The sequence below is a fragment of the Ochrobactrum sp. AN78 genome, from assembly GCF_029909885.1.
Lineage (GTDB): Bacteria > Pseudomonadota > Alphaproteobacteria > Rhizobiales > Rhizobiaceae > Brucella > Brucella quorumnocens.
Map to the genome: position 1 here is coordinate 26,465 of NZ_JASAMU010000019.1, position 24,922 is coordinate 51,386.

The following is a 24,922-nucleotide window of genomic DNA, read 5'->3' on the forward strand; positions in this document are numbered from 1 at the left end:
CGATGCTCCAAACTTTCGTATCAACGCAGTGTGCCTTCCAAAAATCGATACCGATTTCTGGGCCGATGCCGTTGTGGTTTTTAAGCATTAGCTACTTGAAGATTTCGCTCTACTAATATTTGCTTGCGAAACCAGCGCCGGTGACCCGTAATGGTCATCGGCGCTGGTTGCGGCTTCAAAACGTTGCAGCGCCGTCTATTTCAGGCGCTTTCGCGCGTGAGGCTTAAGCTTAATAATTCTATCGTGGATTGACCTTTGGTATCAGCCTTTTCAACTCGTCTTTTAAAACCTTCCGTTCGGCCGATAGCATTCATCGTGTCGCTTAGCTTAGTTCTGTTGTCGGCGCTGATAACACTGTTCCTTTCCTATGGTGTTAACAGTCAGGTTGTTGATATCTCGAAGAATTTCGAACTGCGTGAGCAGGTCGGCCGGGTCACGCGCATTGCCTATAATATCGAGATGAGCCGTCGCGGCTATCTTCTGACTTTGGATGACGCCTATCTCGAGCTTTACCAGCGCTCAATCGTCAATATCGATCAGACGCTCTCCGATCTTGCTTTGTTGACGGAAGGCAATCCGCAACAGGATGCCCGGGTCAAAAAGATCAAGGCGCTGGTCGAGCGTGCACATGATGATGTGCGAACCACAGTCAATCTCGCCAAGGCGGGCAAGGTTCAGGAAGCCATTGAAAAAGTGCGCGGTGATGAGGGCAGGCTCCTGATGGATCAGCTCTCCGAAACTGTCTCTCAGTTTATTGCCACCGAAGAACAGGAACTTGCCGAGCGTAACGCCCATATTCATCAGATGCGTTACTGGCTGACAGCGACTTCGATTGTTGCGCTTGCCTCCGCTTTCGTGCTGGGCTTTTTGCTCTTCTCGCGTGTTCAACGCGCGGCACGCGTTCTTTTCGAAGGTCAGTCGGCCTTGCTGTCGGAAAAAGAGCTTCTTGAAAAGCGTGTGGGTGAACGGACAGCTGAATTGGAGAAAGAACGCGCCATCGCTGAACGGGAGCGTCAGCGCGTCGAGATTCTTTTGCAGGATTCCAACCATCGTATCGGTAATTCTCTTGCGACTGTTTCGTCGTTGCTTGGGCTGCAGCTGCGACAGACGCGCAGTGAAGAAGCGCGCGCCGCCCTTTCTGCCGCCCGCGATCGTGTGCAGACCGTTTCCACTGCCCACCGCAGGCTTCGCCTGGGTGAAGATATGGAATCGACGCGTATCGACGAGTTTCTGGAAACCGTTATCGAGGATATTCGCAACGCTATCGGCGAAGACCGCAAGATCAGCTTTCAGACCGATTTTGCGCCGCTTGATCTCAAAGCACGCGATGTCACCACCGTCGGGATCATTTTGGGCGAACTCATCACCAACGCCGTCAAGCACGCCTTTAAGGGGCGGCAAGAGGGGCAGATCGCAGTGAGTTTCAAATTTGATGATGAAACCGGAATACCTGCTCTGATCGTTGAAGATAACGGTGTTGGTTGGCAGAGGGACGAGACTGAGAACGCCAAGGAACAGACCGGGCTTGGAACGCTGGTCGTCGAGCAGCTTTGTATGCAGTTCGGTGAAAAGCCCGTCTACGAAACGGCTGAGAGCGGTTCCGGCACACGTGTCATTGTGCGTCTTTCATCCCTTGCGAGCACAAAAGAAGATCCGGAAACTGAAGCCGCCGGATAAAAGGCACTGATAACAAAAGACATCTCCCCGTGATCAGAGCCAGTTCCAACTTTTTCTGGAAATGCGAGGATCACGGGGAGCTGCTTTTTTGACTACAGCATAATTCCTTAAAGTTGAATCAGTTTAAGGAATTATGCTGTAAATATAAAGTGTTAGAGCGACCTTTGTGCGCCCAAGAGGGCGCACGGCGCTCTAGCGCTTCTTCTTGTCTGAAAGCATGCTGACAAGTGCAATGCCGACCAGCGGCAACGCGACGGCCAGTATCGGACGTTTCAGTATAGATGGCACCGTGGCAATTGCAGCCGTGGCCATCAGGGCCGATTTGTCCGCCTCAATGCGCTGCTTGCGTTTTTTCTCTTCTGCAGCCGCCTGAATTTTCAGAACAGCGAGAATCAGCAGAGCGAGGATCAGCGACAGACCCGCAAGAATCAGCGCTGCAATCGGTCCGCCGTAGTTTTCCGCTAGAGCCAAAAAGGCCGCGACGCAAAGAAACACAACAGCGATAAGGCCGAAGACAGCAATTGCCGCCCCAAAAATGGCGGCACGCTTGGCTCGTCCAGTGAGGAGCTTCAGCTCTTCACCGGCAAGGGATGCCACGACTGGCGCCAAAAGTTTCAGCATGGCGCGGATCAGCGACGCGAGAGGAGGGCGAGCAGATAACCGACGCCGACAGCTGTCGCGAGCGACGCAATCGGCCGGGCGCGGATCGTCTCGGTCAGCTGAGCTTCGACGTCTTGCGCCTTGTTCTTGAGGTCGCCAACCACGTCTTCGCTTTGCACATAGGCACTTTTATAGGTTTCTTTGGCAGTGCGCTTCGCATCGCGGACGGTCTGCGAACCGAGATTAGCCAAGGTAGCAGCAATGGCTGCAATATCTTCCTTGAGTTGTTCGACCTGTGACTGAAGGTCTTCGGTTGTCGAATCCGTCAGTGCTTCTTCGAGCTTTTCCTCGATTTTCCGCGTATTTGTTGTTCCGCGCGCCATGTCAGGCCTCCTGTTCGATCTCTGGTCTGCAACACATGTTGTTCAGCCAAGATAACGCTATTCAGGCCCAATGGTTGCATGCAAAGCCGCAGGTCAGCAACTCAATGCATGACCTACTGCAAGTCATGGTAAACATCGGCGGGAGCCGCAGATGAGCTGTTGTTCTTCTCGCCTCAGGCGAAAAGCAAATATGCGGCACCAAGCAGGGTTATGAAAGCCAGACCGTAATGGGATGGCTTCAACAGCGGCTGCTGCACAGGCAATGGGTCTTCATTGCCGGCCATGGCCGTGCGTGCCGCATTTTCGAGGGTCTGAATGTCCTTGAACATCATTGGCATGTCCTCCACAGGCCTCAACCAGGTCCGTGCACCTATGAGAAATGTCGGTCCTGACCGTCTTGTCTATATCACGTCTGATTTGAAGTTTTTATGCAATAGGTATTTCTTCCGCGGTTCAGTTCATTTTGCGACCTCTAACGTGGGAAAATATAACTAAATTCAAAACATGACTTGCATCATCAGGTTAATGGGAGTTAAGAAAAGGCCGACAAGCGGCGCGACGGTCTGCATGAACGATCAGTCATAAGCGCTCGGACCTGAACAATCAAAAGGCGATCAAGATGACTGGTTTCTGGCGAAAAGGCTTCACGGCTGCGGCGATGGGCGTGGGGCTGCTGGCATTTGCGGGTTCTGCACTTGCGCAAGGCGCGTCCGAGCCTGCCACCAATAATCCGGCCGCAACAAGTCCAGCGCCGACAACGCCAGCGCCAAGCACACCTGCTGCAAGCGAGCCGACAGCTCCGGCACCTGCAAGCCCAGCACCTGCAAGCCCAGCACCTGCAAGCCCAGCACCTGCAAACTCGGCGCCAACTGCTGAACAGCCAGCTGTTGCACCTTCTGAGCCTTCATCAAACGAGCCTGCAGCAGCTCAGCAGGCAACGCCTGAAGCAGCGCAGCCGGTGACGTCTGCGGAAGCAACACCCACATTCGTATTGCCACATGATCTTTCGCCTTGGGGCATGTTCATGGCCGCCGACTGGGTGGTCAAGTCGGTCATGATCGGCCTTGCCCTGGCATCGCTTGCAACCTGGACCGTTTGGGTTGCCAAATCCCTTGAACTTGCTGGTGCACGCAGCCGCGCCAAGCGTGCCATGAAGGTGATCGGCCATTCGGCGACGCTTTCTGAGGCTGTACGGTCTCTGGACGGTGCGAAAGGCCCTGCTGCAATTCTGGTACGTGCTGCCGAAGATGAAGTTCGCCTCTCTGGTCCGGCACTGGCCCGTGCAGGCGGTGAAGGTCTTAAAGAACGCGTTTCTTCGCGCCTGTCGCGTATCGAAGCGAAGGCTGGTCGTCGTCTTTCCAAAGGTACGGGCATTCTCGCAACCATTGGTTCAGTTGCACCTTTTGTGGGTCTGTTCGGTACTGTCTGGGGCATCATGAACTCGTTCATCGGCATCAGTCAGGCACAGACGACCAACCTCGCTGTCGTCGCCCCCGGTATTGCGGAAGCATTGCTTGCAACGGCTATCGGCCTTGTGGCGGCTATCCCGGCGGTTGTGATCTACAACGTCTTTGCTCGTGCGATCACAGGTTATCGTCAGCTTCTGGCAGATGCGTCTGCCGGTGTTGAGCGTCTGGTGAGCCGCGATCTCGACTTCAAGACTGCAGGTGTGCCTGAGGGCAAGCTGCACGCTGCGGAGTAACGTTTATGGCTGGCAAAATTCGCGAAAGCGACGGCGACGATCTGGAGCTGAACCACGAGATTAACGTGACGCCGTTCATCGACGTTATGCTTGTTCTTCTGATCATCTTCATGGTTGCGGCGCCGTTGGCAACGGTCGACATCAATGTCGACCTTCCCGCATCAAGCGCAACACCTGCGCCACGCCCGGACAAGCCGATTTATGTGACACTGAAGGAAGATCTGACCGTCAGCGTTGGCAATGACACGGTGGTTCGTGAAGGTCTCGGGCCCAAGCTCGACATCGTGTCGGAAAAGAACAAGGAAGCCCGTGTCTTCCTGCGTGCTGACAAGAATGTTGGCTATGGCGAGCTGATGCGTGTGATGAACCTGCTGCGTGAAGCAGGCTATCTCAAGATTGCACTCGTTGGACTTGAGACCATTGGTGCTGCTACGCCTGATGGCTCTGCAGCAGCAGCCCCAGATCAAGCTCCGACCCAAGCTCCAGCTATTCAGGGAGCTCAGTAAATGGACAGACTCCCGCCCGAACATCCCCCTATAAAGAATGTGGCGTCGACCGATAGCCATCATCATTCCTTCTGGCATGATGCAGGGCGCTGGATCGGTGCGGGTATTATCGTTCTTAGTGTTCATGCCGCCGGTGCTTATGCTGTGCATCTGACGAAAGAGGAAGATCAACCGGATGGCGCGCAGGTCGCAGCCATGGTGATCGAACTTGCGCCTGAACCTGAAGCTCCGATGGAAGAGGTGGCCTCTGAGGCTCCACAGCAGGAAACAGCTGCAGAGCCTGAAGAACAGGTTGAGCCTGAACCGGTGCCGGAAGAAATCAAGGAACCAGAGCCAGAGCCTGAACCGGAACCTGTAAAGGAACCGGAAGAAGTGATTCCGGATGTGGTTGAAGCTCCGAAGCCGGAAGTGGCTGTGCCGCTGCCGATTGAAAAGCCTGAGCCAAAGCCGGAAAAGAAGGTTGAAAAGCCGAAGCCTGAGAAGCCGAAACCGGTGCAGAAGGTCGAAAAGCCAAAGCCCAAGAAGGCGGAGCCTGCCAAGGAAACACGTCAGGCCAGTGCACCGCGCATGGATGTTGATGCAGGTGCAAAAGCTGTAGCCAATCGCCGGGGCGACAACAATGCTTCTGCCGGTGTCAGTTCCAACAAGTGGCAGGCCAAGCTCTATTCGCATTTGTTGCGCCGTACACGTTCTTTGCAACGTAAGGCCGGAAGCGGCGTGAAGGGTACAGCCCAGGTCGCTTTCGTTGTTGATCCATCCGGAAATATTCTTTCCGTAAGGTTGGTTGGATCATCAGGCAATCCAACTGTCGATCAGCTGGCAGTTGAAGCAACGCGTAATTCGTCGCCTGTGCCTGCTCCTCCAGCGGCAATTGCTAAGCCGAGAATGCCGATTACGGTGCCAATTCAGTTCAAATAAGCTTTTGGAATTTCTTCATTAGAGCGCGTTTCGATCTGATTGAATCGGATCGGCGCTCTAACTCATTTTACTTTAAGCATAGTCTTATCGATCCTCGTTTCAATCCGATAGGACTATGCTCTAAACAAAAAGCCCGGCTTTCATGCCGGGCTTTTTGCTTCTGTTCTGGCAGTTGCGTAACTTATTCCGATGAGAGCGCTACCGCTGGCAAAAGCCGCGAGGCTTTACGTGCGGGCAGAAAGCCAAACACAAGACCCGTTGCAAAAGCACAGGCGAAGGCGAGCAGCACAGGACCTGCGCTGAAACCAACAGGCACACCTGCCCAGGATAGGGCCGCTGCCGTGCCGACGCCGAGAATAACACCAACAGCACCGCCAATTGCCGAAACTGTCAGCGCTTCGGTGATGAACTGAAGCAGAATGTCGCGTCGTCGCGCGCCTGTTGCCATGCGGACACCGATCTCACGCGTTCGCTCGGTCACGCTGACCAACATAATGTTCATGACGCCGATGCCGCCGACCAGAAGCGAGATTGCGGCAACAGATCCCAGAAACAGCGTCAGGGTCGATCCCATCGCTGCCGCGTCATCGCGAATCGAGGACATGTTTGTGATCATGGTGTCACGCTGCTTGTGGCGGTGGTCCAGCAATTCCTGAATTTGATCCTGTGTCGTATCGATCAGATCCGAGTCTTTTACCTGAACCGTGATTGTGCGGACAAATTTCTGGCCAAACAGCCGGAGATTTCCGGTCGAAAGCGGTACGATCACCACGTCGTCCTGATCCGACCCACCAAAGCCAGCTCCTTTGGGTTCCAAAGTACCTATCACCTGAAAAGGTATTTTCTGGATTAGGATGTATTGACCAATGGGGTTTGAGCCATCCGGGAACAGTGTTTTGACCACCGTAGCGCCCAGCACCGCAACGGGTGCATAGGTTTCCATATCATGATCGGCGATGAAATCGCCTGTTGCGACCTTCCAGGATTTCGCTTCCGTGAATGCCGCAACAGTGCCGTTTGCCTGCGATTGGTAATCGACATTGCCGCGCCGGAGCGTAACGCTGCCAGTCACTTCTGGAACAGCCGTTTTTATGTTGGGCAGCTGCAGGATAGCGTCGGCATCTTCCGGCACCAGCGTTGCCACTGAGCCAGAGCCACGAAAACCCGGCATGGATGGTCGAATGAGCACCAGATCGGTGCCCATTGCGTTGATACGGTCAAGAATAGAATTCTGCGCGCCTGTGCCGATGGCAAGCATGGTGACGACCGAACTCACACCGATGACGATGCCGAGCAGGGTGAGGATTGTGCGGAAAATATTGGCGCGCAACGCACGCATTGCCATTTTCACCGCTTCCGAAATATCGGCAATATGTGCGGCACCACTTGCTGTCATTTGCTGCAAGGTTTGTGGTGCATCGCTAATCGGCATTTCACGATTGGTTGTGTCGGACAGGATCTGTCCATCGCGGATTTCGATCAGCCGGTCTGCCCGTTCCGCAACTTCACGGGCGTGGGTGATCACGATAATCGTATGACCCTGTTCATGCATGGAGCGAAGCAGCGCCATGACATCTTCGCCACTCTGACTGTCGAGCGCGCCTGTCGGTTCATCCGCAAGAATAATGCGTCCGCCATTCATAAGCGCACGTGCGATGGAAACGCGCTGCTGCTGACCACCGGAAAGCTGATTGGGGCGATGGTCCAAGCGGTCGCCGAGTTTCAGTGAGTTGAGAAGTTCGGCCGCGCGTTCATGGCGTTTGGTGGCCGGCATGCCTGCATAGATCGCCGGAACCTCGACGTTTTCTTGCGCGGTCGATGTTGCAATGAGGTTGTAGCTCTGGAACACAAAGCCGAAGGTGCGGCGGCGCAATGCGGCCAATTCGTCTGCATCAAGGGTTGATACATCTTCGCCATCGAGCAGATATTCACCGCCGCTGGGACTGTCGAGACAGCCCAGAATATTCATAAGCGTCGATTTACCCGAGCCTGATGCGCCCATGATAGCCACGAACTCACCGGCGCGTATATCAAGCTTAATGCCATGCAGAACCTCAACGGCGAGATCGCCATTGTGATAGGTCTTGCTGATATCCGTCAGTCTGATGAGGGGCGCGTCGTTCATGGATGCTCCCATCAGAAGAACATGCCGCCGGGCCTGCGACCGCGCTGGGTTGAGCCTGCCGTTGCCGAGGCGGAGGTGACAACCACCTTGTCGCCTTCTTCAAGCCCGCTCTTGATTTCCGCCTGTACGCGGTTACGAACGCCCACCTCTACGGTGCGCTCCGTGGTGGAGCCGCTTTTATCGACGACCTGAACCGTTGCTTGTGGTTTGCCTTGGCCTTCGCGCTTGGAATTGAGCGCTGCGGTCGGAACGATCAGCACATTGTCGGCGTGATCGAGAACGAAATAGACCTGTGCGCTCATATTGATCATGAGTTCGCCAGTTGGGTTGGGAACGTCGAACAACGCATAATAGAGAACGACATTGTTGTCGGTCTGTGGCGTTGGCTTGATCTGACGCAATGTGCCGGTAAACCGTTTGTCAGGCTGGCCGAGCAAGGTGAAATAAACCGGCATATTGGGCTTAAGTTTGCTGATATCGGCTTCAGAGACCTGTGCCTCGACCGTCATCACCTTGAGATCCGCAACCGTGACGACCGTCGGCGCACTTTGCACGGCGTTCAGTGTTTCGCCTTCCTTGGCGGCTTGGTCGACGACGGTGCCAGCCATCGGGCTGTAAATCTTGGTGTAGCCGAGATCGACCTTATCGCTGGCAAGCTGCGCTTCCTGCTGGCGGATTTGCGCGCTTAAAGCTTTCACGTCAGCGTCAGCCATGGCGAGATCAGCATCGGCCTGATCGATAGTCGACTGTGAAGCATTGCGGCTTGCGAGCAAGGAGCGCTGACGGGCAGCATTCGACTTTTTCAGCGTTAGTTGCGCTTGCTTGCTTAAAAGCTGGGCTTTGAGATTGTCGAGCTGCGCACTGGCGATTTCAACTTTTTTCTCAAACGGCGAGGGGTCAATCTCGGCAATCAGGTCCCCCTGTTTGACCTCGTCGCCAACTTCGACCTTGACGCTTTTAAGCTGTCCGGAAACCTGAGCGCCGACATTGATACTGCGCAGGGCGCTGAGCGTGCCGACGGCGGTGATCGAATTTTCGATATTTCCGCGTTCCACTGTTTCGGCCAGATAGGTGCTTTTCTGGCTACCGCTTTCGCGTGCGCTCAGGAAATACCAACCCGCGCCCAAAGCGATAGCGGCGATTGGCAACCAGACCCATAAACGGCGTCGATTACGCGGTGCACGCTTGGCTGATGCGGTCTTCTTCTGACCTGCCTGAAGTGAATCGGTGGATCTAAGCACCCTGTACCCTCTGAGAATTCAATATAAAGTAGCTGTATTAATCAGATATCTATGCTCACCCACTCAAGAATTCATCTTAATTATTTGTCATGCGCGGAATGGTCCTAGAGCTTAGATTCGCGAAAAATCTGCTGAGAAAAGTGATCTAGAGAGTGCAAATAAAAAAGCCGGAACGAGGTTCCGGCTTTTCATAATGCTTGCTTGGTAATTTATTCAGGCCGTTCCGGTCGAACCAAAACCGCCCGCACCACGGGCGGTTTCGCTGATTTCAGAACGTTCTTCGATCTTTGGCTGAACGACAGGTGAGAAGACTGCTTGTGCAATGCGCATACCGCGTTCGATGCGGAAGTCGTCGTCGCTCAGATTGATCAGAAGGACCTTCACTTCGCCCCGATAGTCCGAATCGATTGTGCCCGGTGTGTTGAGGCAGGTGATGCCGTTCTTGAATGCGAGGCCCGAGCGAGGGCGGATCTGAACTTCGTAGCCTTCCGGGATTTCGAAGATGAGGCCAGTTGGCACCAAGGTCCGGCGGCCCGGCAGAAGTACGATCTGGCGGTCTTCGGCAACAGCCGCACGGAGATCCATGCCAGCAGAGCCGGAAGTTTCGTAAGCGGGGAGTTCAAGGCCGTCCGCATGTTCGAGGCGGATGATGCCGAGCGTTGGTGCTTGAGCGGATGCTGCGGTCATGAGGGAGCCTTTCCTGCGAAAATTCAAATTGGCGACGCTCATACGTGAAATTGCACCAAAGGTGTACAGTCTATTTGACGTTTTGCAATGATACTGCGGCACAGGATCATGCTTTTACACCATGAGCTGCGATGTCTGAGCCAATTCAATCCCGTTCCAGCGGTACGGACGTGGTTTCCTTGATCTCTTCCATCACGAAAGAGGCTGACACATCTGACAGGGGGGCGCTGGCAATCAGGCGCTGATAGAGCCGGTCGTAGGCTTTGACGTCGGAAACACGCGCTTTCAGCACATAGTCGAGATCACCCGTCATGCGATAGACGCCAACGATTTCAGGAAAGCGCGCCATGGCCGAGCGAAACTTGCCCAGCCAATCAGGATCGTGGCTCGATGTGCGAACCAGAATGAAGACCGAAAGGCCGCAACCAGCCATCTCGGCATCGACAAGAGCGACACGCGCCTTGATGAAGCCTTCATCTTCCATGCGCTTGACGCGCCGCCAGCAGGCATTGCGCGAAAGATGCACACGCTCTGAGAGAGAATCAACGGACAAGGTTCCGTCAATTTGCAGTTCACCCAATATTTTGCGATCAATTTCATCCAATGAAGGTTTCATATTGGGATATTTGTCTCAAAGAATCGTATTTATCAAGGACAAATTGAGATTTCATCTCGTTTGCTTTTGCTAAAATGATTTTCTAGACAAGGTGCAATCTGCGCCGCGTAACGGGAACAAATTACTCATTGACGGGAGTATTTCCAATGACAACACGTATTACCCGCCTCTTCACCGAGCATCCGGAATCTGTTGACGAAACCTATTTTCAGCATATGGCCTTTGCCGGTCGTTTTTCATTCAAGCTTTTTTGCGCAGCGTTCGCAGCGCTTATCCATGCAATTTTGCCATTTTTATTCGAGAAGACGGCAAGCACGATCATCCGCCAGCTTTATGAGCGGACACAAAACCGGGGCCGGTAATTTCCGGATCAAACATGTGCCGTTGGGCCGCCTATCTCGGACCTGAGACTTATCTGGAAGACATTATTTCGTCTCCCTGCCATTCGCTCGTGGCCCAAAGCCACGATGCGCATGAAGCCAAAACACGTACAAATGGCGACGGTTTCGGGGTTGCCTGGTATGGAAATCGCGATGAACCGGGGCTTTATCGGGATATTCTGCCCGCCTGGTCTGATCAAAACTTGCGGAGCCTGGCGCGGCAAATTCAGTCGCGCCTTTTTCTTGCGCATGTCCGAGCATCAACGGGCGGACTAACCAGCCGCTCCAATTGCCATCCATTTGTGTCGGGCCGCTGGAGCTTCATGCATAACGGCCAGATTGGCGACTTCGACCGGTTGCGGCGCAGGCTTGAAGGCCACTTGAGCGACGACGTCTATCGTCAGAAACACGGTGCAACTGATTCAGAGCTGATCTTTCTGCTGATGCTGGAGTTTGGGCTTGATGGCGATCCTGCACTGGCCATGAAACGTATGGTCGCAACGATTGTTGAAGAGGCTGTGCGCGCAGGTGTTCCACCTTTTTTGCGGCTGACTGCGGCTTTTTCCGATGGGAACCAGCTTTACGCGATCCGCTATGCCACCGATGATTTTGCGCCAACACTTTATACGGCGACACTGGGCAGTGCGTCTGGCATTTGCGTGGTTTCTGAGCCGCTTGATGGCGATAAGGCAAACTGGATGGCGGTGCCGGCAAACAGCTTTGTCACTGTTTCCCGGCAGGGGCGTATTGCGATTGATGTCTTTGAAGGACCGATCTCTCAGCCCCGCGACGCAGTTAAGGCTTAAGCGCTGCCGATCAAAATGCCTGCGGCCAGAACCAAAGCGCCGCCGAACACCACTTGCAACGCCGCGCGGAAGAACGGCGTTTCCATATAGCGGTTCTGGATAAAGGCGATTGCCCAGAGCTCGAAGAACACCAGAATCGCTGCAATCGTTGTTGCGGTCCAGAAATCGCTGATCAGGTACGGCAGAGTATGGCCAAGGCCACCCAGTGTCGTCATGATACCGCAGGAGAGCCCGCGTTTGATGGGTGAGCCTCGACCAGACAACTTGCCATCATCATGTACGGCTTCGGTGAAGCCCATGGAAATGCCCGCACCGACCGATGCCGAAAGGCCAATCAGAAATGTCTGCCATGTATCCTGCGTAGCAAAGGCTGCAGCGAAAATCGGCGCAAGGGTCGAGACTGATCCATCCATGAGACCCGCCAGACCCGGCTGCACATAGGTCAGGATGAACCGTTTGCGCTCGAGCGCGCGCTCCTCATCTTGCACCGTATGTGGTGTCAGTTCGTGCTCCAGCGCCTCGGCTGTCACCTCATGTTTTTTTTCCTGCTGGGCCAGATCACCAAGAAGCTTACGCGTGCCTGCATCAGTTACACGCTTCGCGGCCTCGATATAAAAGCGGTAAGCTTGTTCTTCCATCTGAGTTGCGGCGTCGCGCACCTTGTCGATGCCAAGTGGGCGCACCAGCCAGTCGGGCTTGCGCTCAAAATAGCCGCTGACATGTTCGCGGCGGATCAGTGGGATGCGTTCACCGAAGCGCGCGCGATGCCGTTCAATCAGCGCATCACGGTGCTCATGTTCTTCTGCCGCCATTTGTTCGAATATTTTTGCCGACTGCGGAAACTCGTCACGCAAACCATCGGCATAAGAGAGGTAAATACGTGCATCATCCTCTTCAGAGGATATGGCCAGCGCCAATATTTCCTGTTCGGAGAGCGAATCAAAAGGTCGGCGACCATTGCGAAAGAATCGGCTGAGCATTTCAAAATTCCACAGTTTAGAATAATTCTAAAATATGTTTTATCGTGTAGAAGTCAAGCTTTGCAGCGCCCGCAACTGGAGCATTAGAGCGCTGATCTGATAAAATCATATCAGCGCATCTCAAAGTTTGCTTTCACGCACATCTTGTCCGAAAACCGTTTCACACTTTTCGGGATGCGCGTTAAAACCCACTCCAAAATACAACGACCAGAAAAGAATTGGATCGATGGCACCGACAAACTCTCATGCAAGCAACAATCCCCGACCATTAAACCGGCAGGATTTTCGCACTCTTGGCCTATCGGCATTGGGTGGCGCGCTGGAGTTTTATGATTTTATCATCTTCGTGTTTTTTGCGAGCGTTATCGGTCATCTGTTTTTTCCGCCCGACATGCCGGACTGGCTGGTGCTGATCCAGACGTTTGGCATTTTCGCGGCAGGTTACCTGGTGCGCCCGATTGGTGGCATCGTGCTGGCGCATTTTGGCGACAAGTTCGGCCGTAAGCGCGTATTTGCTTTCTCGGTTTTCCTGATGTCGATTTCTACATTGGCCATGGCCTGTTTGCCAACCTATGCAACGCTGGGTGTTGGTGCGCCAATCCTGTTGATTATCTTCCGCATGTTGCAGGGTGCTGCCATTGGCGGTGAAGTGCCTGGCGCATGGACCTTCGTGGCCGAGCATGTACCGGCCAATCGTGTTGGCATGGCGTGTGGTTTCCTTTGCTCGGGTCTGACGCTTGGCATTATGATCGGCTCGCTGATTGCAACCGCCATCAATTGGATTTTCACCCCGGAAGAGCTTGCTGCCTATGCTTGGCGCATTCCGTTCTTCATCGGTGGTATTTTCGGTCTGTTTGCCGTTTATCTGCGCCGCTGGCTGGCTGAAACGCCGATCTTCACCGAGATGAAGAACAGCCATTTGCTCAAGGACAAGCTGCCGCTTGGCACGGTTCTGCGCAACCACATGCATGGTGTTGTCATTTCCGTGTTGCTGACATGGATTCTGTCGGCAGGCATTGTCGTCACGACGCTGATGACCGCCACATTCCTGCAGAAGCTTTACGGCTATACGCCGCTGGAATCGCTGGCTGCGACGAGCTTTGGTACGCTGTTTCTGATGTTTGGGACCGTGACTGCTGGCGCGATTGTCGATCGTATCGGCAGCGGAAGATTCTTCGCGGTCGCGGGTGTCTTTTTCGGTGTTGCAACCTTCGCGTTCTACACCTATGCGGCGGTTTCCCTGCCTGTTCTGTTCGCGCTGTATGCGGTGATGGGACTTTCTGTCGGTATGGTTGGCGCTGTTCCTTATGTGATGGTGCGCGCTTTCCCAGCGCCTGTCCGCTTCTCTGGCCTGTCGTTTTCCTACAATATTTCCTATGCGATTTTTGGTGGTCTGACGCCAGTTGTTGTAACATCGTTGCTCGCGGTCAATCCGATGGCACATGCGTGGTATCTGGTGTTCATCGCCGTTCTGACTTCCGTGCTCGGCCTCTACCTGATGGCGCGCAGCGATCAGGTTGAAGGCGAGATTGGTCTTGACGAGCTGCCAGTTGGGGACGTTGTTACACAGACGAACTAAACAAAAAGGCCGCGAAAGCGGCCTTTTTGTTGCTGATCAGAGAATCTTTTGCATGAAAGTCAGATCGAGCCAGCGTCCGAATTTCTGGCCGACTTGTTTCAGCGTTCCGCAATCTTCAAAGCCTTGCGATTTATGGAGCGCAATGGAGGCCGCATTGCCTGATTCAATGCCCGCCACGAGGACATGGACTTTTCGGTTACGGGCTTTTTCGACAAGCTCGGCGAGAAGGGTGCGCCCAATACCGCCGCCCCGTGCGTCACTCGCCACATAGACGGAGAGTTCGGATGAGTGGCGGAAACCCTCAAACGGGCGGAAAGGGCCATAACTCGCATAGCCGACAACTTGCCCCTCACGTTCGGCAACAAGCACCGGAAAGCCGTCGCGATTGCGGGCTTTGAGCCATTCACGGCGGTTTTCCAGATCGACAAGTGTGTCGTTCCAGATGGCGAGCGTGTTCTTGACCGCGTCATTGTAGATTGCGAGCAGGGCAGGGAGGTCAGCTTCGTTGGCAAAGCGGATAGTCAGGGTCATTTCAGAGGCCTTTATAGAAAAGTGTGGTCGCACAGGGGCTTCCGTCAGGATAAAGCGCATAGTTCGGGATCACGCCGACCCGTTCCCAGCCAAGATGGGTATAGATTGCTTCCGCATGACTGCCGGTCGCGGTGTCAAGGCAGATGAGTGTCTTGCGATGGTTGCGAGCACTTTCTTCGGCTGCTTCCATCAGTTTGCGCGCAATGCCAAGGCCGCGCGCTTTTGTATGGATGAGCAGCTTTTTGAGGTCGGCGCGATGCGGCTGATTTGGCATTTGCGACAGGCCAAGCTGTACCGTGCCGACGATCTCGCCCTGATGTTCGGCAATCAGAAGCGCAGTCTCGCCAGCATCGACTTCATTGGCGACACGGTTCCAGTAGGGGATGAAATCATGCGTTTCGCATGGTGCCATGAAGCCGACCGATGCGCCGCCATTCACGCAATCCGTAATGATTTCGGCAAGTGCCGGGATGGCGGCTCTGGCTTCTTCGAAATTGAGAACGCGAATCATGCTTATTGCTTTCAAAGACTGCTGCGGCGTTCGAGTACGATTGTATAGCGTGCGGTCGACATGCCGGGATTATGAAAGGTGATGCCCTCGACGAGTGGCATGTAAAGACAGTCGCCGGCTTGGAGCCGATATGCGGTTTCACCAACCGTGATTTCCATTTCTCCCTTCAGGAGCCACAAATGCTGTGTGATGCCTGCATTGGCTGTTTGTGGAGCGAAGGCGACCTTTGCCCCTGCGGGAAACTCGACCTCGATCATGTCGATGCTCGATCCCGTTCCTGGTGGCGAAACAGACCGCCGGATATAGCCTGTATCCGGATCACGCCAGACTGGCTGGCGATCATGCGTGAGCAAGGGAGAAGCAGGGGCTTCCGCATCAGCAAAGAAGGCTGAGAGCGATGTGCCGAGAGCTGCACAAATGCGCGCCAGAAGCTGTGCGGTCGGGCTGGTTTCGCCACGCTCGATCCGCGAGATCATGGCGCGGCTGACACCTGACGCATCCCCAAGCGCATCCAGCGTCATGCCTTGCGCAAGGCGCAGGCGGCGCAGATTGTCGCCGATGGCGTTATCGAGCCGATCTATTATGTTTTCCATTATGGTAGAATTAATATCTATTATAATGGAGTCAAGCGTTATTCAGGATAGCAGACAAAAGAATGCGGCGGGATTTCTCCCGCCGCAGCCAAACTATTTCTACAATATTGGTATCAGCCCTGCGCCTTCAGTTCCAAACGGCGGCGATGCAGAACAGGCTCAGTATAGCCATTCGGCTGTTCGCGGCCCTTGAAAACCAGATCGCAGGCAGCCTGGAAGGCAATTGACTTGTCGAAGTTTGCGGCCATCGGGCGATAAAGCGCGTCGCCTTCATTCTGCTTGTCAACGACCGCGGCCATCCGCTTCATGGTTTCCATGACCTGCGCTTCCGAAACCACACCGTGATAGAGCCAGTTTGCGATGTGCTGAGCGGAAATGCGCAGCGTTGCGCGGTCTTCCATCAGGCCGACATTGTTGATGTCCGGCACTTTCGAGCAGCCGACGCCCTGATCAACCCAGCGCACGACATAGCCGAGAATGCCCTGCGCGTTGTTGTCGATTTCCTTCTGAATATCTTCCGGCGTCCAGTTTGGACGGCTGGCAACAGGCACTGACAGGATATCATCGAGCTTGGCGCGTGGGCGGCTCTTGAGTTTGTCCTGAACGGCAGCCACATCAACCTGATGATAGTGTGTTGCGTGCAATGTTGCAGCGGTTGGCGATGGCACCCAGGCGGTGTTCGCACCAGCCTTCGGATGAGCGATTTTCTGTTCCAGCATCGCAGCCATCAGGTCCGGCATGGCCCACATGCCCTTGCCGATCTGTGCATGGCCGGACAGGCCACACTCAAGACCGATATCGACATTCCACTGCTCATAAGCGCCAATCCATGCGGCCTGCTTCATGTCGCCCTTGCGGATCATCGGGCCAGCTTCCATCGACGTATGGATTTCGTCGCCAGTGCGGTCGAGGAAGCCAGTATTGATGAAGACCACACGTTCTTTTGCTGCGCGGATTGCTTCCTTGAGATTGACCGTGGTGCGGCGCTCCTCATCCATGATGCCGATCTTCAGCGTATTCGGCTTCATGCCGAGCAACTCTTCGGTGCGGGTGAAGATTTCATTGGCGAATGCCACTTCTTCCGGGCCGTGCATCTTCGGCTTGACGATATAGACCGAGCCTTCCCGTGAATTCAGGTGGCGACCATTCGGGCCGATGTCGTGCAGTGCAATCAGGCTGGTGAAGGCCGCATCCATAATGCCTTCCGGCACTTCATGGCCTTCTGCATCGATGATCGCCGGGTTGGTCATCAGGTGACCAACGTTACGAACCAGCATCAGCGAACGACCCTTGAGGGTAAGTTCGGAACCATCGGCAGCCTTATAGCTACGGTCGCCATTGAGGCGACGCGTCATCTGCTTGCCGTTCTTCTCGAAGGTGTCTTCGAGCTTGCCGCTCATGAGACCGAGCCAGTTACGATAAACGGCAACCTTGTCTTCGGCGTCAACAGCAGCGATCGAATCTTCGCAATCCTGAATCGTACTGATGGCCGATTCCAGAACCATGTCTGCGATATGTGCCGGGTCGGTCTTGCCGATCGGGCTGTCCGCATTGATTACGATATCAACATGCATGTTGTTTTTGGCCAGCAGCACATTGGTCGGTGCCGCTGCATCGCCATTATATCCCTTGAACTGGCTGCCGTCCTTCAAGGCGGTGCTCGAACCGTCGGCAAGCGTTACAGCGAGTTTGCCGTCCGTGACGGAAAGGCCTGAGACGTCGGCCCATTTGCCCGCATTGAGGGGTGCGCTTTCGTCGAGGAAATTCTTGGCCCATGCGATGACTTTTTCACCGCGCTTCGGGTTGTAGCCTTTGCCCTTTTCAGCGCCATCATCTTCAGAGATAGCATCGGTGCCGTAAAGCGCGTCATAGAGCGATCCCCAGCGTGCATTGGCAGCGTTGAGCGCATAGCGTGCATTCATGACCGGAACGACAAGCTGCGGACCGGCGATATGCATGATTTCCGGATCGACATTGGCGGTTGAAACCTTGAACTCTCCGCCTTCCGGCAGGAGATAGCCGATGTCCTTCAAGAACTGCTGATAATCAGCTTGCGAATAATCCTTGTCGCGATTTTCTTTGTACCAGGCATCGATCTTGGCTTGCAGATCGTCGCGTTTTTTGAGGAGTGCGCGGTTCTTCGGCGCGAGGTCGCGGATGATGGCTGCGAAGCCCTTCCAGAATGTTTCTGGTTCCACGCCCGTTCCCGGTGCGGCTTCCTTGGCCAGAAATTCCACCAGTTCGGGGGCAACACGCAAGCCTTCAATCTCAACGTAATTATTTGTTGTTACGTTACCCATGGCTCCGCCTCCTTCAATATAAAACAATACCGCCAGTGTCTTTCAACGCCAGCTTCATGCATCCTTGAACCGCTTTAGCGCGCTTACGTCAATCGGCCCGCGGGCACATCATCTGTGACGCTGCGGCGAAAATGGTCTTTAAAGTGATAGTCTTGCGCGTATATCGTCAGGCGTAAAGCCCTGTTCGCGCAAAGATGCAAGTGCGGTGTCCTTGCGGCTTTTGGAGAGTTTCAACCCATCATCGCCCAGCACCAGATCGTGATGATGATAATGCGGTTCCGGCAGACTGAGTAGGTTCTGCAACAGCCGGTGTACGGATGTTGCATGAAAAAGATCGCGTCCGCGGACAATATGAGTGATGCCTTGAAGGGCATCGTCCACCACGACTGACAGATGATAGCTGGTGGGTGTATCTTTGCGCGCAATCACCACGTCGCCCCATTGCGTGGGGTCCGCGGGTAGGCGACCAGTCTCGCCATCTGGGCCTTTGCCGCTTTCGTTCCAGAAGAGTGTTTTGCCTGTGGCTGCAAGCGCCTTTTCCATATTGAGCCGCCATGCATAGGGTGCACCAGAAACAATGCGCTCCATTTGTTCTTTTTCGCTCAGGTTTCGTTCGCCCTGAGGATAGAGCGGCGTACCGTCGGGATCGGACGGCCATTCTTTGCCTTTGGCGTGCGCTTCGCCGATTTGTTCGCGCACTTCTGTGCGGCTCAAAAAGGCGGGATAGACGAGACCTTTGTCGGCAAGCTTGGTCAATGCGTTGCGATATTCGCCAAAATGCTCCGACTGGCGACGCACCGGCTGTTCCCATTTTAACCCAAGCCAATGGAGATCATCATAGATGCCCTGTTCGAGTTGAGGCGTGCAACGGGCGGTGTCGATGTCTTCCATACGCAGAAGAAAGCGACCATCGCAGTCGTTCGCCATGCTTGCGTTGAGAAGGGCGGAATAGGCATGACCAAGGTGCAGTTGGCCATTGGGGCTAGGGGCAAAGCGGAAAACAGGTTTTGTCATGATCATGTCAGTTGATTGTCATTTGACGGTATTGGTACTTTGCAAGTTAATGAAATGAAAGGCCATCTTATGCTGCGGATCGATACATTGAGCGATATTGAGGCCGGGCTTGAGGCACTGGTGCTGGTCGATGCGCGACTGGTCGATATACGCAGCCGTTCTCAGCAAGTGCCGCTTCGCCGATCCGAGCCGGGGTTTGAAAGCCTTGCTTCAATTATTGTCGCACAACAGGTCTCAACCGCGAGTGCGGCTGCGATCTGGGCACGGTTCAAGCAGGTGGTCGATCCTATGACGCCGGAGGGATACATTGCGGGCGGCGAAGAAGCGTGGCGATTTGCCGGGCTTTCGCGTCCGAAGCAAAGAACGCTTTTTGCGCTGAGTGAAGCTTTGGCAGAAGGGGCGATTGACCTGCATGGACTTTGCGAACTGCCTGCGGAGGAAGCGATCAAGACATTGACAGCGATCAAGGGTATCGGCCCCTGGACCGCTGAGGTTTACCTGCTTTTTGCAGCCGGTCATCCAGATGTATTTCCGGCAGGCGACGTCGCCTTGCAAACTGCGGTCGGTCACGCTTTTGCGCATGAAACACGGCCGGATGCCGCAGCTCTTCGTCTGCTTGCGGAAGATTGGGCGCCATGGCGTGGCGTGGCAGCGCGTTTGTTTTGGGCATATTACGCTGCAATCAAAGGCCGCGAGGCGGCGCCGCTTCTGTAAATCTTGCGTGTTTCCGGGGACATAAATGCGTTTCCGCTTCACAATCCTGTCACGTCGGGATTACATTATTCGCATCAGGTGATGACGGCATTTCGATTCGCAGAAGCTTGATATCCTGCCTATCGCACTTGCCGCTTTCACAAGATCGGAGCGTCGTAGGTTGCGCCCAGAATGGACGCGCGGCGCTTCGATGAAGAACGCAATTCCGCATGGAAAGCCATTCGCACTTTTCCTTTCGGAGTTGCTCTGAAGGAGGTGCGCCCTTGAATGTAGCCGTCTCTCCCCGGACCGTGTCGAGCAGTGGATTACCCGCGCTGGTCCTCAATGCGGATTATCGTCCGCTCAGCTATTACCCTTTGTCGCTCTGGTCCTGGCAAGACGCGATCAAAGCGGTGTTTCTCGAGCGCGTGCATATTGTGGCGGAATACGACCAGATCGTATCATCCCCCTCATTCTCTATGCGCGTTCCCAGCGTGATTTGCTTGAAGGATTATGTGAAGCCACCGCGCTATCCGGCGTTTACGCGCTTCAATTTGTTTCTACGTGATCGTTTCGAATGCCAGTATTGCGGCTCTCTGCACGATCTGACTTTCGACCACGTCACCCCGCGTTGCCATGGCGGCGAGACGACGTGGGAAAATGTGGTCGCCGCATGTTCTCCGTGCAATTTGCGCAAAGGCGGCTTGATGCCGGCTCAGGCGCATATGTGGCCGCGCCAGAAGCCGGTCACGCCCACTGTGCAGGATCTGCACAATAATGGGCGCCTTTTCCCACCCAACCATCTCCACGACAGCTGGCTCGACTTTCTGTATTGGGATGTCGAACTAGAGCCTTAGTGTCTGTTCCAAAAGTCGCCAAGCCGGTCTGCAAATTGCGATTTGTCTGCGTTCCGATGCTCATGTACCCAAAAGTACACTCCGCTTCGGTACTCGAAAATCACCATTTTCGCCACGGCCTGCCGCTTTTTGATTCAGACACTATTCTGCGACATGCTGTAGAAAGAACAATTCCCTCAGAAATCGCTCTTACTTCCCAGCTTTTGCAAAAGCGCCGTAGTAGCCGATCGCTGCAAAGAGCAGGCTTGCGACGACGTTCCATCCGGCAAAAGACAGGCCAAGGAAAAAGCCTGGTGCACTGTCACATGCTGGTGGGCGGGTCGCGTTGAGATCGCCGAGCAGATTGCCTGCATCTAGCGTCACTTTCATGGTCGCTGCACTGCAATCAGCCGGACCCGGCCAATATTTTAGCTCGACGCCTGTGTGATAGATGGCAAGCGCCAGACCAAAGGTCATCAGCAGCGCGCCGATCAGGATCAGGCCGCGCGTCAGGATTGGAGGCCATTTCAAGCGATAGGAAACCAAGGCCGCAACAAGAACGGGAACGCCGATATAATATGGCGTACGCTCTTCAAGGCAGAGCTTGCAGGGCATGAACCCAGCCAGATGCTCGAAGCCGAGAGCGGTTCCAACGGTTGCGGCCAATCCGACTGTCATGATGCCAGCGGACCAAGCCTGAATTTTGCCGACCGGTTTGTTGAGTGCAAATGCCATAAGAAATTCCCTGAAGCGGCTCTCAGTATTTATTTAATCGCATTATCCTCACGCAGAAAGCTCACGCACTTTTGCTGGAAATGCTCTTTGGTGCAGATAAGCCAAATTGCTGCTTTGTCTCCAATCAGTTTATTTTGACCGACTTGAGGCAGAATCAGGCGTGGAGATATTTAACCGCCAGGAACATCGCGATCAGCACCACGGCAACCAGCCCAGCCAGAAGGCCGAGGCGCTTTTCGATAAAACCACGGATCGGTTCACCGTAGCGCTTCAACAGCCATGCAAGGAAGAAGAAGCGTGCGCCGCGAGCCACGATTGCCGATGCAATAAACAGCCAGATGTTGATGCCAGCGGCACCCGATAGGATCGTCACCACCTTGATAGGCGGCAAATGGGCCAGTCCTGATGTGATGAGCATCAGAAGTATCATGTCAGCGCTGGTCGTGCCGCGCATTTGCTCAAATGTGTCGAGCTTGCCATACATTTCTAATACGGGTTTAGCGACCTGCTCATAGGCATGGTAGCCGAGATACCAGCCTGCGATGCCGCCAAGAACGGAAAATATGGTTGCAACCAAAGCATAGCGATAGGCCCGCTCGGGGCGGGCGAGCGCCATCGGCAGATACAGCACATCAGCTGGGACGAGAAAAACTGAGCTTTCTACAAAAGCAATGAAAGCGAGCCAATATTCGGCAGACTTTCGGGCAGCAAGCGAGATCGTCCAGTCATAAAGTCGGCGCAGCATGAAGTTTTCCGGATTTTTGCGGGCAAACACCCAAGGATTGTTTGCGTCGTCTATAAATAAAAAAAGTGGCGCGAACAATGCGCGCCACTTTTTTGAATCTGCTTTCTACGGAAGCGAGAGCAGTTCTGGTTTAAAAATAAATGTCAGAACGGCTCTCGTTTTTGTCTTTACGCACTATCCCGCGCAAAACCGCTTCGCACTTTTGCTGGAAGTGCTCCATCGAAAGAGAGCGATTTTTAACGCTTGTAAGCGCTGCAGATGTATTTGGTTTCGAGATATTCCTCGATGCCGTATTTCGAACCTTCGCGCCCAAGACCCGACTGTTTCACGCCGCCGAAAGGTGCGACTTCATTCGAGATCAGTCCAGTGTTGTGGCCCACCATGCCATATTCCAGACCTTCGCTGACCCGGATCGCGCGGCTGAAGTTCTCTGTATAGAAGTAGGCAGCCAGACCGAAGATCGTATCATTGGCCATGGCAATGACTTCTTCTTCCGTGTCGAAGGTGAAGAGCGGTGCAAGCGGGCCGAAGGTTTCTTCCTTGGCGACAATCATGTCGGAAGTCACGCCGGTCAGAATGCCCGGTTCAAAAAACAGACCGCCCAGTTCCTTGCCGCCTGTGATGAGCTTCGCACCCTTGGAAACAGCGTCTTCGATGTGCGCTTTGACCTTGGTGATGGCTTTTTCTTCAATCATCGGTCCGATGACGACACCCGGTTCGGTGCCATTGCCGACCTTCAGCTCTTTCACTTTGGCTGCCAGCTTTTCAGCAAACTTGTCGTAGATGCCGCGTTGAACATAGATGCGGTTGGCGCAAACGCAGGTCTGGCCAGCGTTGCGGTATTTCGAAATCATTGCGCCATCAACTGCAGCATCGATATCCGCATCATCGAACACGATGAAGGGTGCGTTGCCGCCAAGCTCCAGTGAAATACGCTTGATGGTCGGTGCGCACTGCGCCATCAAAAGACGGCCGACTTCGGTCGAGCCCGTGAAGGACAGTTTGCGCACAATCTCGTTGCTGGTGAGTTCAGCACCGATTTCGCGTGCTTTGCCAGTCACGATCTGCAGAACGCCTGCTGGAATTCCAGCCTTTTCCGCCAATACACCAAGGGCGAGAGCCGTCAGCGGAGTGAGATCGGCGGGACGGACAATCATTGTGCAGCCAGCGGCTAGGGCAGGTGCTGCCTTACGAGTAATCATTGCCGCTGGAAAATTCCATGGGGTGATTGCAGCGGTCACGCCGACTGGCTGGCGGATAACAGTGAGACGTTGCCCATTTTGCGGGGCAGGGATCGTGTCACCATAGACGCGTTTGGCTTCCTCGGCGAACCACTCGGTGAAGGAAGCGGCATAAATAACTTCACCGCGCGCTTCGGCGAGTGGCTTGCCCTGTTCCGATGTCATTATAAGAGCAATATCATCGGCGTTGGCGACGATCAGATCGAACCATTTGCGCAAGATACCTGCGCGTTCCTTAGCGGTCTTGCCGGCCCATGAAGGAAGCGCCTTGTTCGAAGCGTTGATTGCTTCTTTAATAGTATCGACCGACAGGGAGGGAACAGTGCCAACAAGGGAGCCGTCCGCAGGGTTGGTCACATCAATGGTTTTGCCATCGGCGGCGTCAATCCAGCGGCCGTCCACAAGGCATTGCGATTTGAGCAGCGATTTATCTTTCAAGGCAATCATATCTGATGTTCCATCCCGGTGTTGCGTCAAAGGGCGGTTCAATATATTGAACGCTATACGATATACTGAATAAATCAGCCGACAGAGCTAAAGTCAATTCATCTGTCGGTTGGCTGAAGAGGGCATATGGACAAAACTGTACTCGATGATGAAAGTTCCTTGAAGCTGGTTCCAGCAGTGGTGAGGGCGACGCAGATTCTCGATTGTGTTGCCGGGAGCCGTGATGGGCTCAAACTTTCGGATATCGTTCGTCAAACCAAATTACCCAAAAGCAGCGTTCATGGGCTTTGCCAGACACTGACCCATCTGAAGCTGTTGAAGCTCAACAGTGATGGAAGCTATACAATGGGGCCGCAATCGGTGCGTTGGGCCAATGTCTTTCTGGCCGACAGCGATATTGTCGATGCTTTTCATGATGTGGTGGCAGAAGCCGAAGGGCTTGGCGCTTATACATTGACGCTCTCGCATCTGGAGGGTCCGGAAGTCATCTATCTGTCCTGCCGCAACTCGACGGCGCCTCTCGGCATCACATTCCGCATCGGGATGCGTGTACCGGCCGTTTTTACGGCCACCGGCAAGGCAATGCTCGCGGCAATGTCCCCGCAGGAGCTTGCGCGCCATCTTCCATCTGAGTGGCCGCAGCCGATTACGCCTTCAAGTGTGCAATCGTTGAAGGATCTGGAAGCTGAAATGGCCGAGGTTAAAGCGAAGGGTTATTCGCTTGATGACGGACAGTTGCGTGAAGGCATGTTCTGCATTGGTGCTGCGATCTGCGATCGTCCGTTCCACCCAGCCGCAGGCATTGCCCTTTCTATGATGGCTGCAGAGGCGCGACCTGACATGGTGGAAGCTATGGGCAAACGAATGCGCGCGCTCGCAGATAGCCTTGGTGAACGCATGGGCTGGGTTTCTTCTGCGAGGCCGTGATTAGAATCGGGATGGTTTGTTTGCTTAATGTTTGGTAAAATTGTTTGGTTTTCGCTGTGGAAAGAAAGTTTGGCTATTTTGTTATTTTAGCGTTGACAGTTTTGTTTAGTGGGACGTATATAGCGACACAACGAGGGCGGCGGCGTCGC

Annotated in this window: 26 protein-coding genes; 10 read left to right on the forward strand and 16 right to left on the reverse strand. The window is 54.3% G+C overall.

Annotated features, from left to right (window positions below; genetic code table 11):
- The first annotated feature begins 255 nt into the window (after positions 1-255).
- Positions 256-1,677 carry a sensor histidine kinase gene (locus QBD00_RS22560; RefSeq protein ID WP_095447302.1) on the forward strand — a complete coding sequence of 474 codons (1,422 nt, stop codon included), beginning with the start codon at positions 256-258 and terminating at the stop codon, positions 1,675-1,677.
- Positions 1,678-1,869: 192 nt separating this feature from the next.
- Here the strand turns inward: QBD00_RS22560 and QBD00_RS22565 are convergent, their stop codons facing one another.
- From QBD00_RS22565 to QBD00_RS22575, 3 genes are all read right to left on the reverse strand, one after another.
- Entirely contained in the window at positions 1,870-2,298 is a 429-nt protein-coding gene (locus QBD00_RS22565) for a phage holin family protein (protein ID WP_095447301.1), read from the reverse strand.
- A gap of 8 nt (positions 2,299-2,306) precedes the next feature.
- Positions 2,307-2,660 carry a DUF883 family protein gene (locus QBD00_RS22570; protein ID WP_151096046.1) on the reverse strand — a complete coding sequence of 118 codons (354 nt, stop codon included), beginning with the start codon at positions 2,658-2,660 and terminating at the stop codon, positions 2,307-2,309.
- A gap of 173 nt (positions 2,661-2,833) precedes the next feature.
- Positions 2,834-2,992 carry a hypothetical protein gene (locus QBD00_RS22575; RefSeq protein WP_167388302.1) on the reverse strand — a complete coding sequence of 53 codons (159 nt, stop codon included), beginning with the start codon at positions 2,990-2,992 and terminating at the stop codon, positions 2,834-2,836.
- A gap of 287 nt (positions 2,993-3,279) precedes the next feature.
- Here QBD00_RS22575 and exbB point away from each other — a divergent pair, with 287 nt between their 5' ends.
- The 3 genes from exbB to QBD00_RS22590 are packed head-to-tail and all read left to right on the forward strand — an operon-like array spanning position 3,280 to position 5,786.
- On the forward strand, positions 3,280-4,362 hold the full coding sequence (exbB, locus tag QBD00_RS22580; protein ID WP_318580580.1) for a tonB-system energizer ExbB: 1,083 nt from the start codon (positions 3,280-3,282) through the stop codon (positions 4,360-4,362).
- A 5-nt stretch (positions 4,363-4,367) separates the two neighbouring features.
- Entirely contained in the window at positions 4,368-4,868 is a 501-nt protein-coding gene (exbD, locus tag QBD00_RS22585; protein WP_095447298.1) for a TonB system transport protein ExbD, read from the forward strand.
- Positions 4,869-5,786, forward strand: a complete 918-nt coding sequence (locus QBD00_RS22590; protein ID WP_095447297.1) for an energy transducer TonB — start codon at positions 4,869-4,871, stop codon at positions 5,784-5,786.
- Between the two features lie 181 nt (positions 5,787-5,967).
- Here the strand turns inward: QBD00_RS22590 and QBD00_RS22595 are convergent, their stop codons facing one another.
- The 4 genes from QBD00_RS22595 to QBD00_RS22610 form a co-directional block, all read right to left on the reverse strand.
- Positions 5,968-7,923 (reverse strand): MacB family efflux pump subunit, encoded by a 1,956-nt coding sequence (locus tag QBD00_RS22595; RefSeq protein WP_412535059.1) that lies wholly within the window; start codon positions 7,921-7,923, stop codon positions 5,968-5,970.
- On the reverse strand, positions 7,923-9,152 hold the full coding sequence (locus QBD00_RS22600) for an efflux RND transporter periplasmic adaptor subunit (RefSeq protein WP_318580582.1): 1,230 nt from the start codon (positions 9,150-9,152) through the stop codon (positions 7,923-7,925). The genes QBD00_RS22595 and QBD00_RS22600 overlap by 1 nt, the downstream gene beginning before the upstream one ends.
- 213 nt (positions 9,153-9,365) lie before the next feature.
- On the reverse strand, positions 9,366-9,839 hold the full coding sequence (gene dut / locus QBD00_RS22605) for a dUTP diphosphatase (RefSeq protein WP_318580583.1): 474 nt from the start codon (positions 9,837-9,839) through the stop codon (positions 9,366-9,368).
- A gap of 145 nt (positions 9,840-9,984) precedes the next feature.
- The gene (locus QBD00_RS22610; RefSeq protein WP_318580584.1) at positions 9,985-10,455 is read right to left on the reverse strand and encodes an Lrp/AsnC family transcriptional regulator; all 471 of its coding nucleotides are present in this window, start codon (positions 10,453-10,455) and stop codon (positions 9,985-9,987) included.
- A 146-nt stretch (positions 10,456-10,601) separates the two neighbouring features.
- Here QBD00_RS22610 and QBD00_RS22615 point away from each other — a divergent pair, with 146 nt between their 5' ends.
- Together QBD00_RS22615 and QBD00_RS22620 are read left to right on the forward strand one after the other, a co-directional pair.
- Complete coding sequence (locus QBD00_RS22615) at positions 10,602-10,817, forward strand: DUF6356 family protein (protein WP_318580585.1); 216 nt, start codon at positions 10,602-10,604, stop codon at positions 10,815-10,817.
- Between the two features lie 14 nt (positions 10,818-10,831).
- The gene (locus QBD00_RS22620) at positions 10,832-11,641 is read left to right on the forward strand and encodes a class II glutamine amidotransferase (protein WP_318580586.1); all 810 of its coding nucleotides are present in this window, start codon (positions 10,832-10,834) and stop codon (positions 11,639-11,641) included.
- Here QBD00_RS22620 and mbfA read toward each other — a convergent pair.
- Entirely contained in the window at positions 11,638-12,621 is a 984-nt protein-coding gene (gene mbfA / locus QBD00_RS22625) for an iron exporter MbfA (RefSeq protein ID WP_095447291.1), read from the reverse strand. The genes QBD00_RS22620 and mbfA overlap by 4 nt on opposite strands.
- A 226-nt stretch (positions 12,622-12,847) precedes the next feature.
- Between mbfA and QBD00_RS22630 the strand changes: the two genes are divergently transcribed.
- Complete coding sequence (locus QBD00_RS22630; protein ID WP_191794036.1) at positions 12,848-14,200, forward strand: MFS transporter; 1,353 nt, start codon at positions 12,848-12,850, stop codon at positions 14,198-14,200.
- Between the two features lie 36 nt (positions 14,201-14,236).
- Here the strand turns inward: QBD00_RS22630 and QBD00_RS22635 are convergent, their stop codons facing one another.
- From QBD00_RS22635 to gluQRS, 5 genes are all read right to left on the reverse strand, one after another.
- Entirely contained in the window at positions 14,237-14,731 is a 495-nt protein-coding gene (locus QBD00_RS22635) for a GNAT family N-acetyltransferase (protein ID WP_318580587.1), read from the reverse strand.
- Position 14,732: 1 nt separating this feature from the next.
- Positions 14,733-15,248: a GNAT family N-acetyltransferase gene (locus tag QBD00_RS22640; protein ID WP_095447970.1), complete on the reverse strand. Its 516-nt coding sequence runs from the start codon at positions 15,246-15,248 to the stop codon at positions 14,733-14,735.
- A gap of 5 nt (positions 15,249-15,253) precedes the next feature.
- The gene (locus QBD00_RS22645) at positions 15,254-15,835 is read right to left on the reverse strand and encodes a helix-turn-helix domain-containing protein (protein WP_412535060.1); all 582 of its coding nucleotides are present in this window, start codon (positions 15,833-15,835) and stop codon (positions 15,254-15,256) included.
- Between the two features lie 113 nt (positions 15,836-15,948).
- The gene (locus QBD00_RS22650; protein ID WP_318580588.1) at positions 15,949-18,135 is read right to left on the reverse strand and encodes a malate synthase G; all 2,187 of its coding nucleotides are present in this window, start codon (positions 18,133-18,135) and stop codon (positions 15,949-15,951) included.
- A gap of 138 nt (positions 18,136-18,273) precedes the next feature.
- On the reverse strand, positions 18,274-19,149 hold the full coding sequence (gluQRS, locus tag QBD00_RS22655) for a tRNA glutamyl-Q(34) synthetase GluQRS (protein ID WP_318580589.1): 876 nt from the start codon (positions 19,147-19,149) through the stop codon (positions 18,274-18,276).
- Positions 19,150-19,218: 69 nt separating this feature from the next.
- Between gluQRS and QBD00_RS22660 the strand changes: the two genes are divergently transcribed.
- Both QBD00_RS22660 and QBD00_RS22665 read left to right on the forward strand, forming a co-directional pair.
- Positions 19,219-19,863 (forward strand): DNA-3-methyladenine glycosylase, encoded by a 645-nt coding sequence (locus tag QBD00_RS22660; protein ID WP_318580592.1) that lies wholly within the window; start codon positions 19,219-19,221, stop codon positions 19,861-19,863.
- 263 nt (positions 19,864-20,126) lie between these two features.
- A complete protein-coding gene (locus QBD00_RS22665) occupies positions 20,127-20,699 on the forward strand; it encodes an HNH endonuclease (RefSeq protein ID WP_095447286.1) in 573 nt (190 codons plus the stop codon).
- 189 nt (positions 20,700-20,888) lie between these two features.
- Here the strand turns inward: QBD00_RS22665 and QBD00_RS22670 are convergent, their stop codons facing one another.
- From QBD00_RS22670 to QBD00_RS22680, 3 genes are all read right to left on the reverse strand, one after another.
- The gene (locus QBD00_RS22670) at positions 20,889-21,413 is read right to left on the reverse strand and encodes a disulfide bond formation protein B (protein ID WP_095447285.1); all 525 of its coding nucleotides are present in this window, start codon (positions 21,411-21,413) and stop codon (positions 20,889-20,891) included.
- A gap of 154 nt (positions 21,414-21,567) precedes the next feature.
- Entirely contained in the window at positions 21,568-22,158 is a 591-nt protein-coding gene (locus QBD00_RS22675; protein ID WP_095447284.1) for a YqaA family protein, read from the reverse strand.
- 236 nt (positions 22,159-22,394) lie between these two features.
- Positions 22,395-23,846 carry an NAD-dependent succinate-semialdehyde dehydrogenase gene (locus QBD00_RS22680; RefSeq protein WP_318580590.1) on the reverse strand — a complete coding sequence of 484 codons (1,452 nt, stop codon included), beginning with the start codon at positions 23,844-23,846 and terminating at the stop codon, positions 22,395-22,397.
- A 126-nt stretch (positions 23,847-23,972) separates the two neighbouring features.
- Between QBD00_RS22680 and QBD00_RS22685 the strand changes: the two genes are divergently transcribed.
- Positions 23,973-24,773, forward strand: coding sequence for an IclR family transcriptional regulator (locus QBD00_RS22685; protein WP_095447282.1), 801 nt, complete (start codon positions 23,973-23,975; stop codon positions 24,771-24,773).
- Positions 24,774-24,922 lie beyond the last annotated feature (149 nt).

Bases quoted from the DNA above. Each gene is read 5' to 3' on its own strand.
- QBD00_RS22565 (WP_095447301.1), bottom strand. From the start codon at position 2,298: ATGCTGAAACTTTTGGCGCCAGTCGTGGCATCCCTTGCCGGTGAAGAG.
- QBD00_RS22570 (WP_151096046.1), bottom strand. From the start codon at position 2,660: ATGGCGCGCGGAACAACAAATACGCGGAAAATCGAGGAAAAGCTCGAA.
- QBD00_RS22575 (WP_167388302.1), bottom strand. From the start codon at position 2,992: ATGATGTTCAAGGACATTCAGACCCTCGAAAATGCGGCACGCACGGCC.
- exbB (WP_318580580.1), top strand. From the start codon at position 3,280: ATGACTGGTTTCTGGCGAAAAGGCTTCACGGCTGCGGCGATGGGCGTG.
- exbD (WP_095447298.1), top strand. From the start codon at position 4,368: ATGGCTGGCAAAATTCGCGAAAGCGACGGCGACGATCTGGAGCTGAAC.
- QBD00_RS22590 (WP_095447297.1), top strand. From the start codon at position 4,869: ATGGACAGACTCCCGCCCGAACATCCCCCTATAAAGAATGTGGCGTCG.
- QBD00_RS22595 (WP_412535059.1), bottom strand. From the start codon at position 7,923: ATGGGAGCATCCATGAACGACGCGCCCCTCATCAGACTGACGGATATC.
- dut (WP_318580583.1), bottom strand. From the start codon at position 9,839: ATGACCGCAGCATCCGCTCAAGCACCAACGCTCGGCATCATCCGCCTC.
- QBD00_RS22610 (WP_318580584.1), bottom strand. From the start codon at position 10,455: ATGAAACCTTCATTGGATGAAATTGATCGCAAAATATTGGGTGAACTG.
- QBD00_RS22615 (WP_318580585.1), top strand. From the start codon at position 10,602: ATGACAACACGTATTACCCGCCTCTTCACCGAGCATCCGGAATCTGTT.
- QBD00_RS22620 (WP_318580586.1), top strand. From the start codon at position 10,832: ATGTGCCGTTGGGCCGCCTATCTCGGACCTGAGACTTATCTGGAAGAC.
- mbfA (WP_095447291.1), bottom strand. From the start codon at position 12,621: ATGCTCAGCCGATTCTTTCGCAATGGTCGCCGACCTTTTGATTCGCTC.
- QBD00_RS22630 (WP_191794036.1), top strand. From the start codon at position 12,848: ATGGCACCGACAAACTCTCATGCAAGCAACAATCCCCGACCATTAAAC.
- QBD00_RS22635 (WP_318580587.1), bottom strand. From the start codon at position 14,731: ATGACCCTGACTATCCGCTTTGCCAACGAAGCTGACCTCCCTGCCCTG.
- QBD00_RS22645 (WP_412535060.1), bottom strand. From the start codon at position 15,835: ATGGAAAACATAATAGATCGGCTCGATAACGCCATCGGCGACAATCTG.
- QBD00_RS22650 (WP_318580588.1), bottom strand. From the start codon at position 18,135: ATGGGTAACGTAACAACAAATAATTACGTTGAGATTGAAGGCTTGCGT.
- gluQRS (WP_318580589.1), bottom strand. From the start codon at position 19,149: ATGACAAAACCTGTTTTCCGCTTTGCCCCTAGCCCCAATGGCCAACTG.
- QBD00_RS22660 (WP_318580592.1), top strand. From the start codon at position 19,219: ATGCTGCGGATCGATACATTGAGCGATATTGAGGCCGGGCTTGAGGCA.
- QBD00_RS22670 (WP_095447285.1), bottom strand. From the start codon at position 21,413: ATGGCATTTGCACTCAACAAACCGGTCGGCAAAATTCAGGCTTGGTCC.
- QBD00_RS22675 (WP_095447284.1), bottom strand. From the start codon at position 22,158: ATGCTGCGCCGACTTTATGACTGGACGATCTCGCTTGCTGCCCGAAAG.
- QBD00_RS22680 (WP_318580590.1), bottom strand. From the start codon at position 23,846: ATGATTGCCTTGAAAGATAAATCGCTGCTCAAATCGCAATGCCTTGTG.
- QBD00_RS22685 (WP_095447282.1), top strand. From the start codon at position 23,973: ATGGACAAAACTGTACTCGATGATGAAAGTTCCTTGAAGCTGGTTCCA.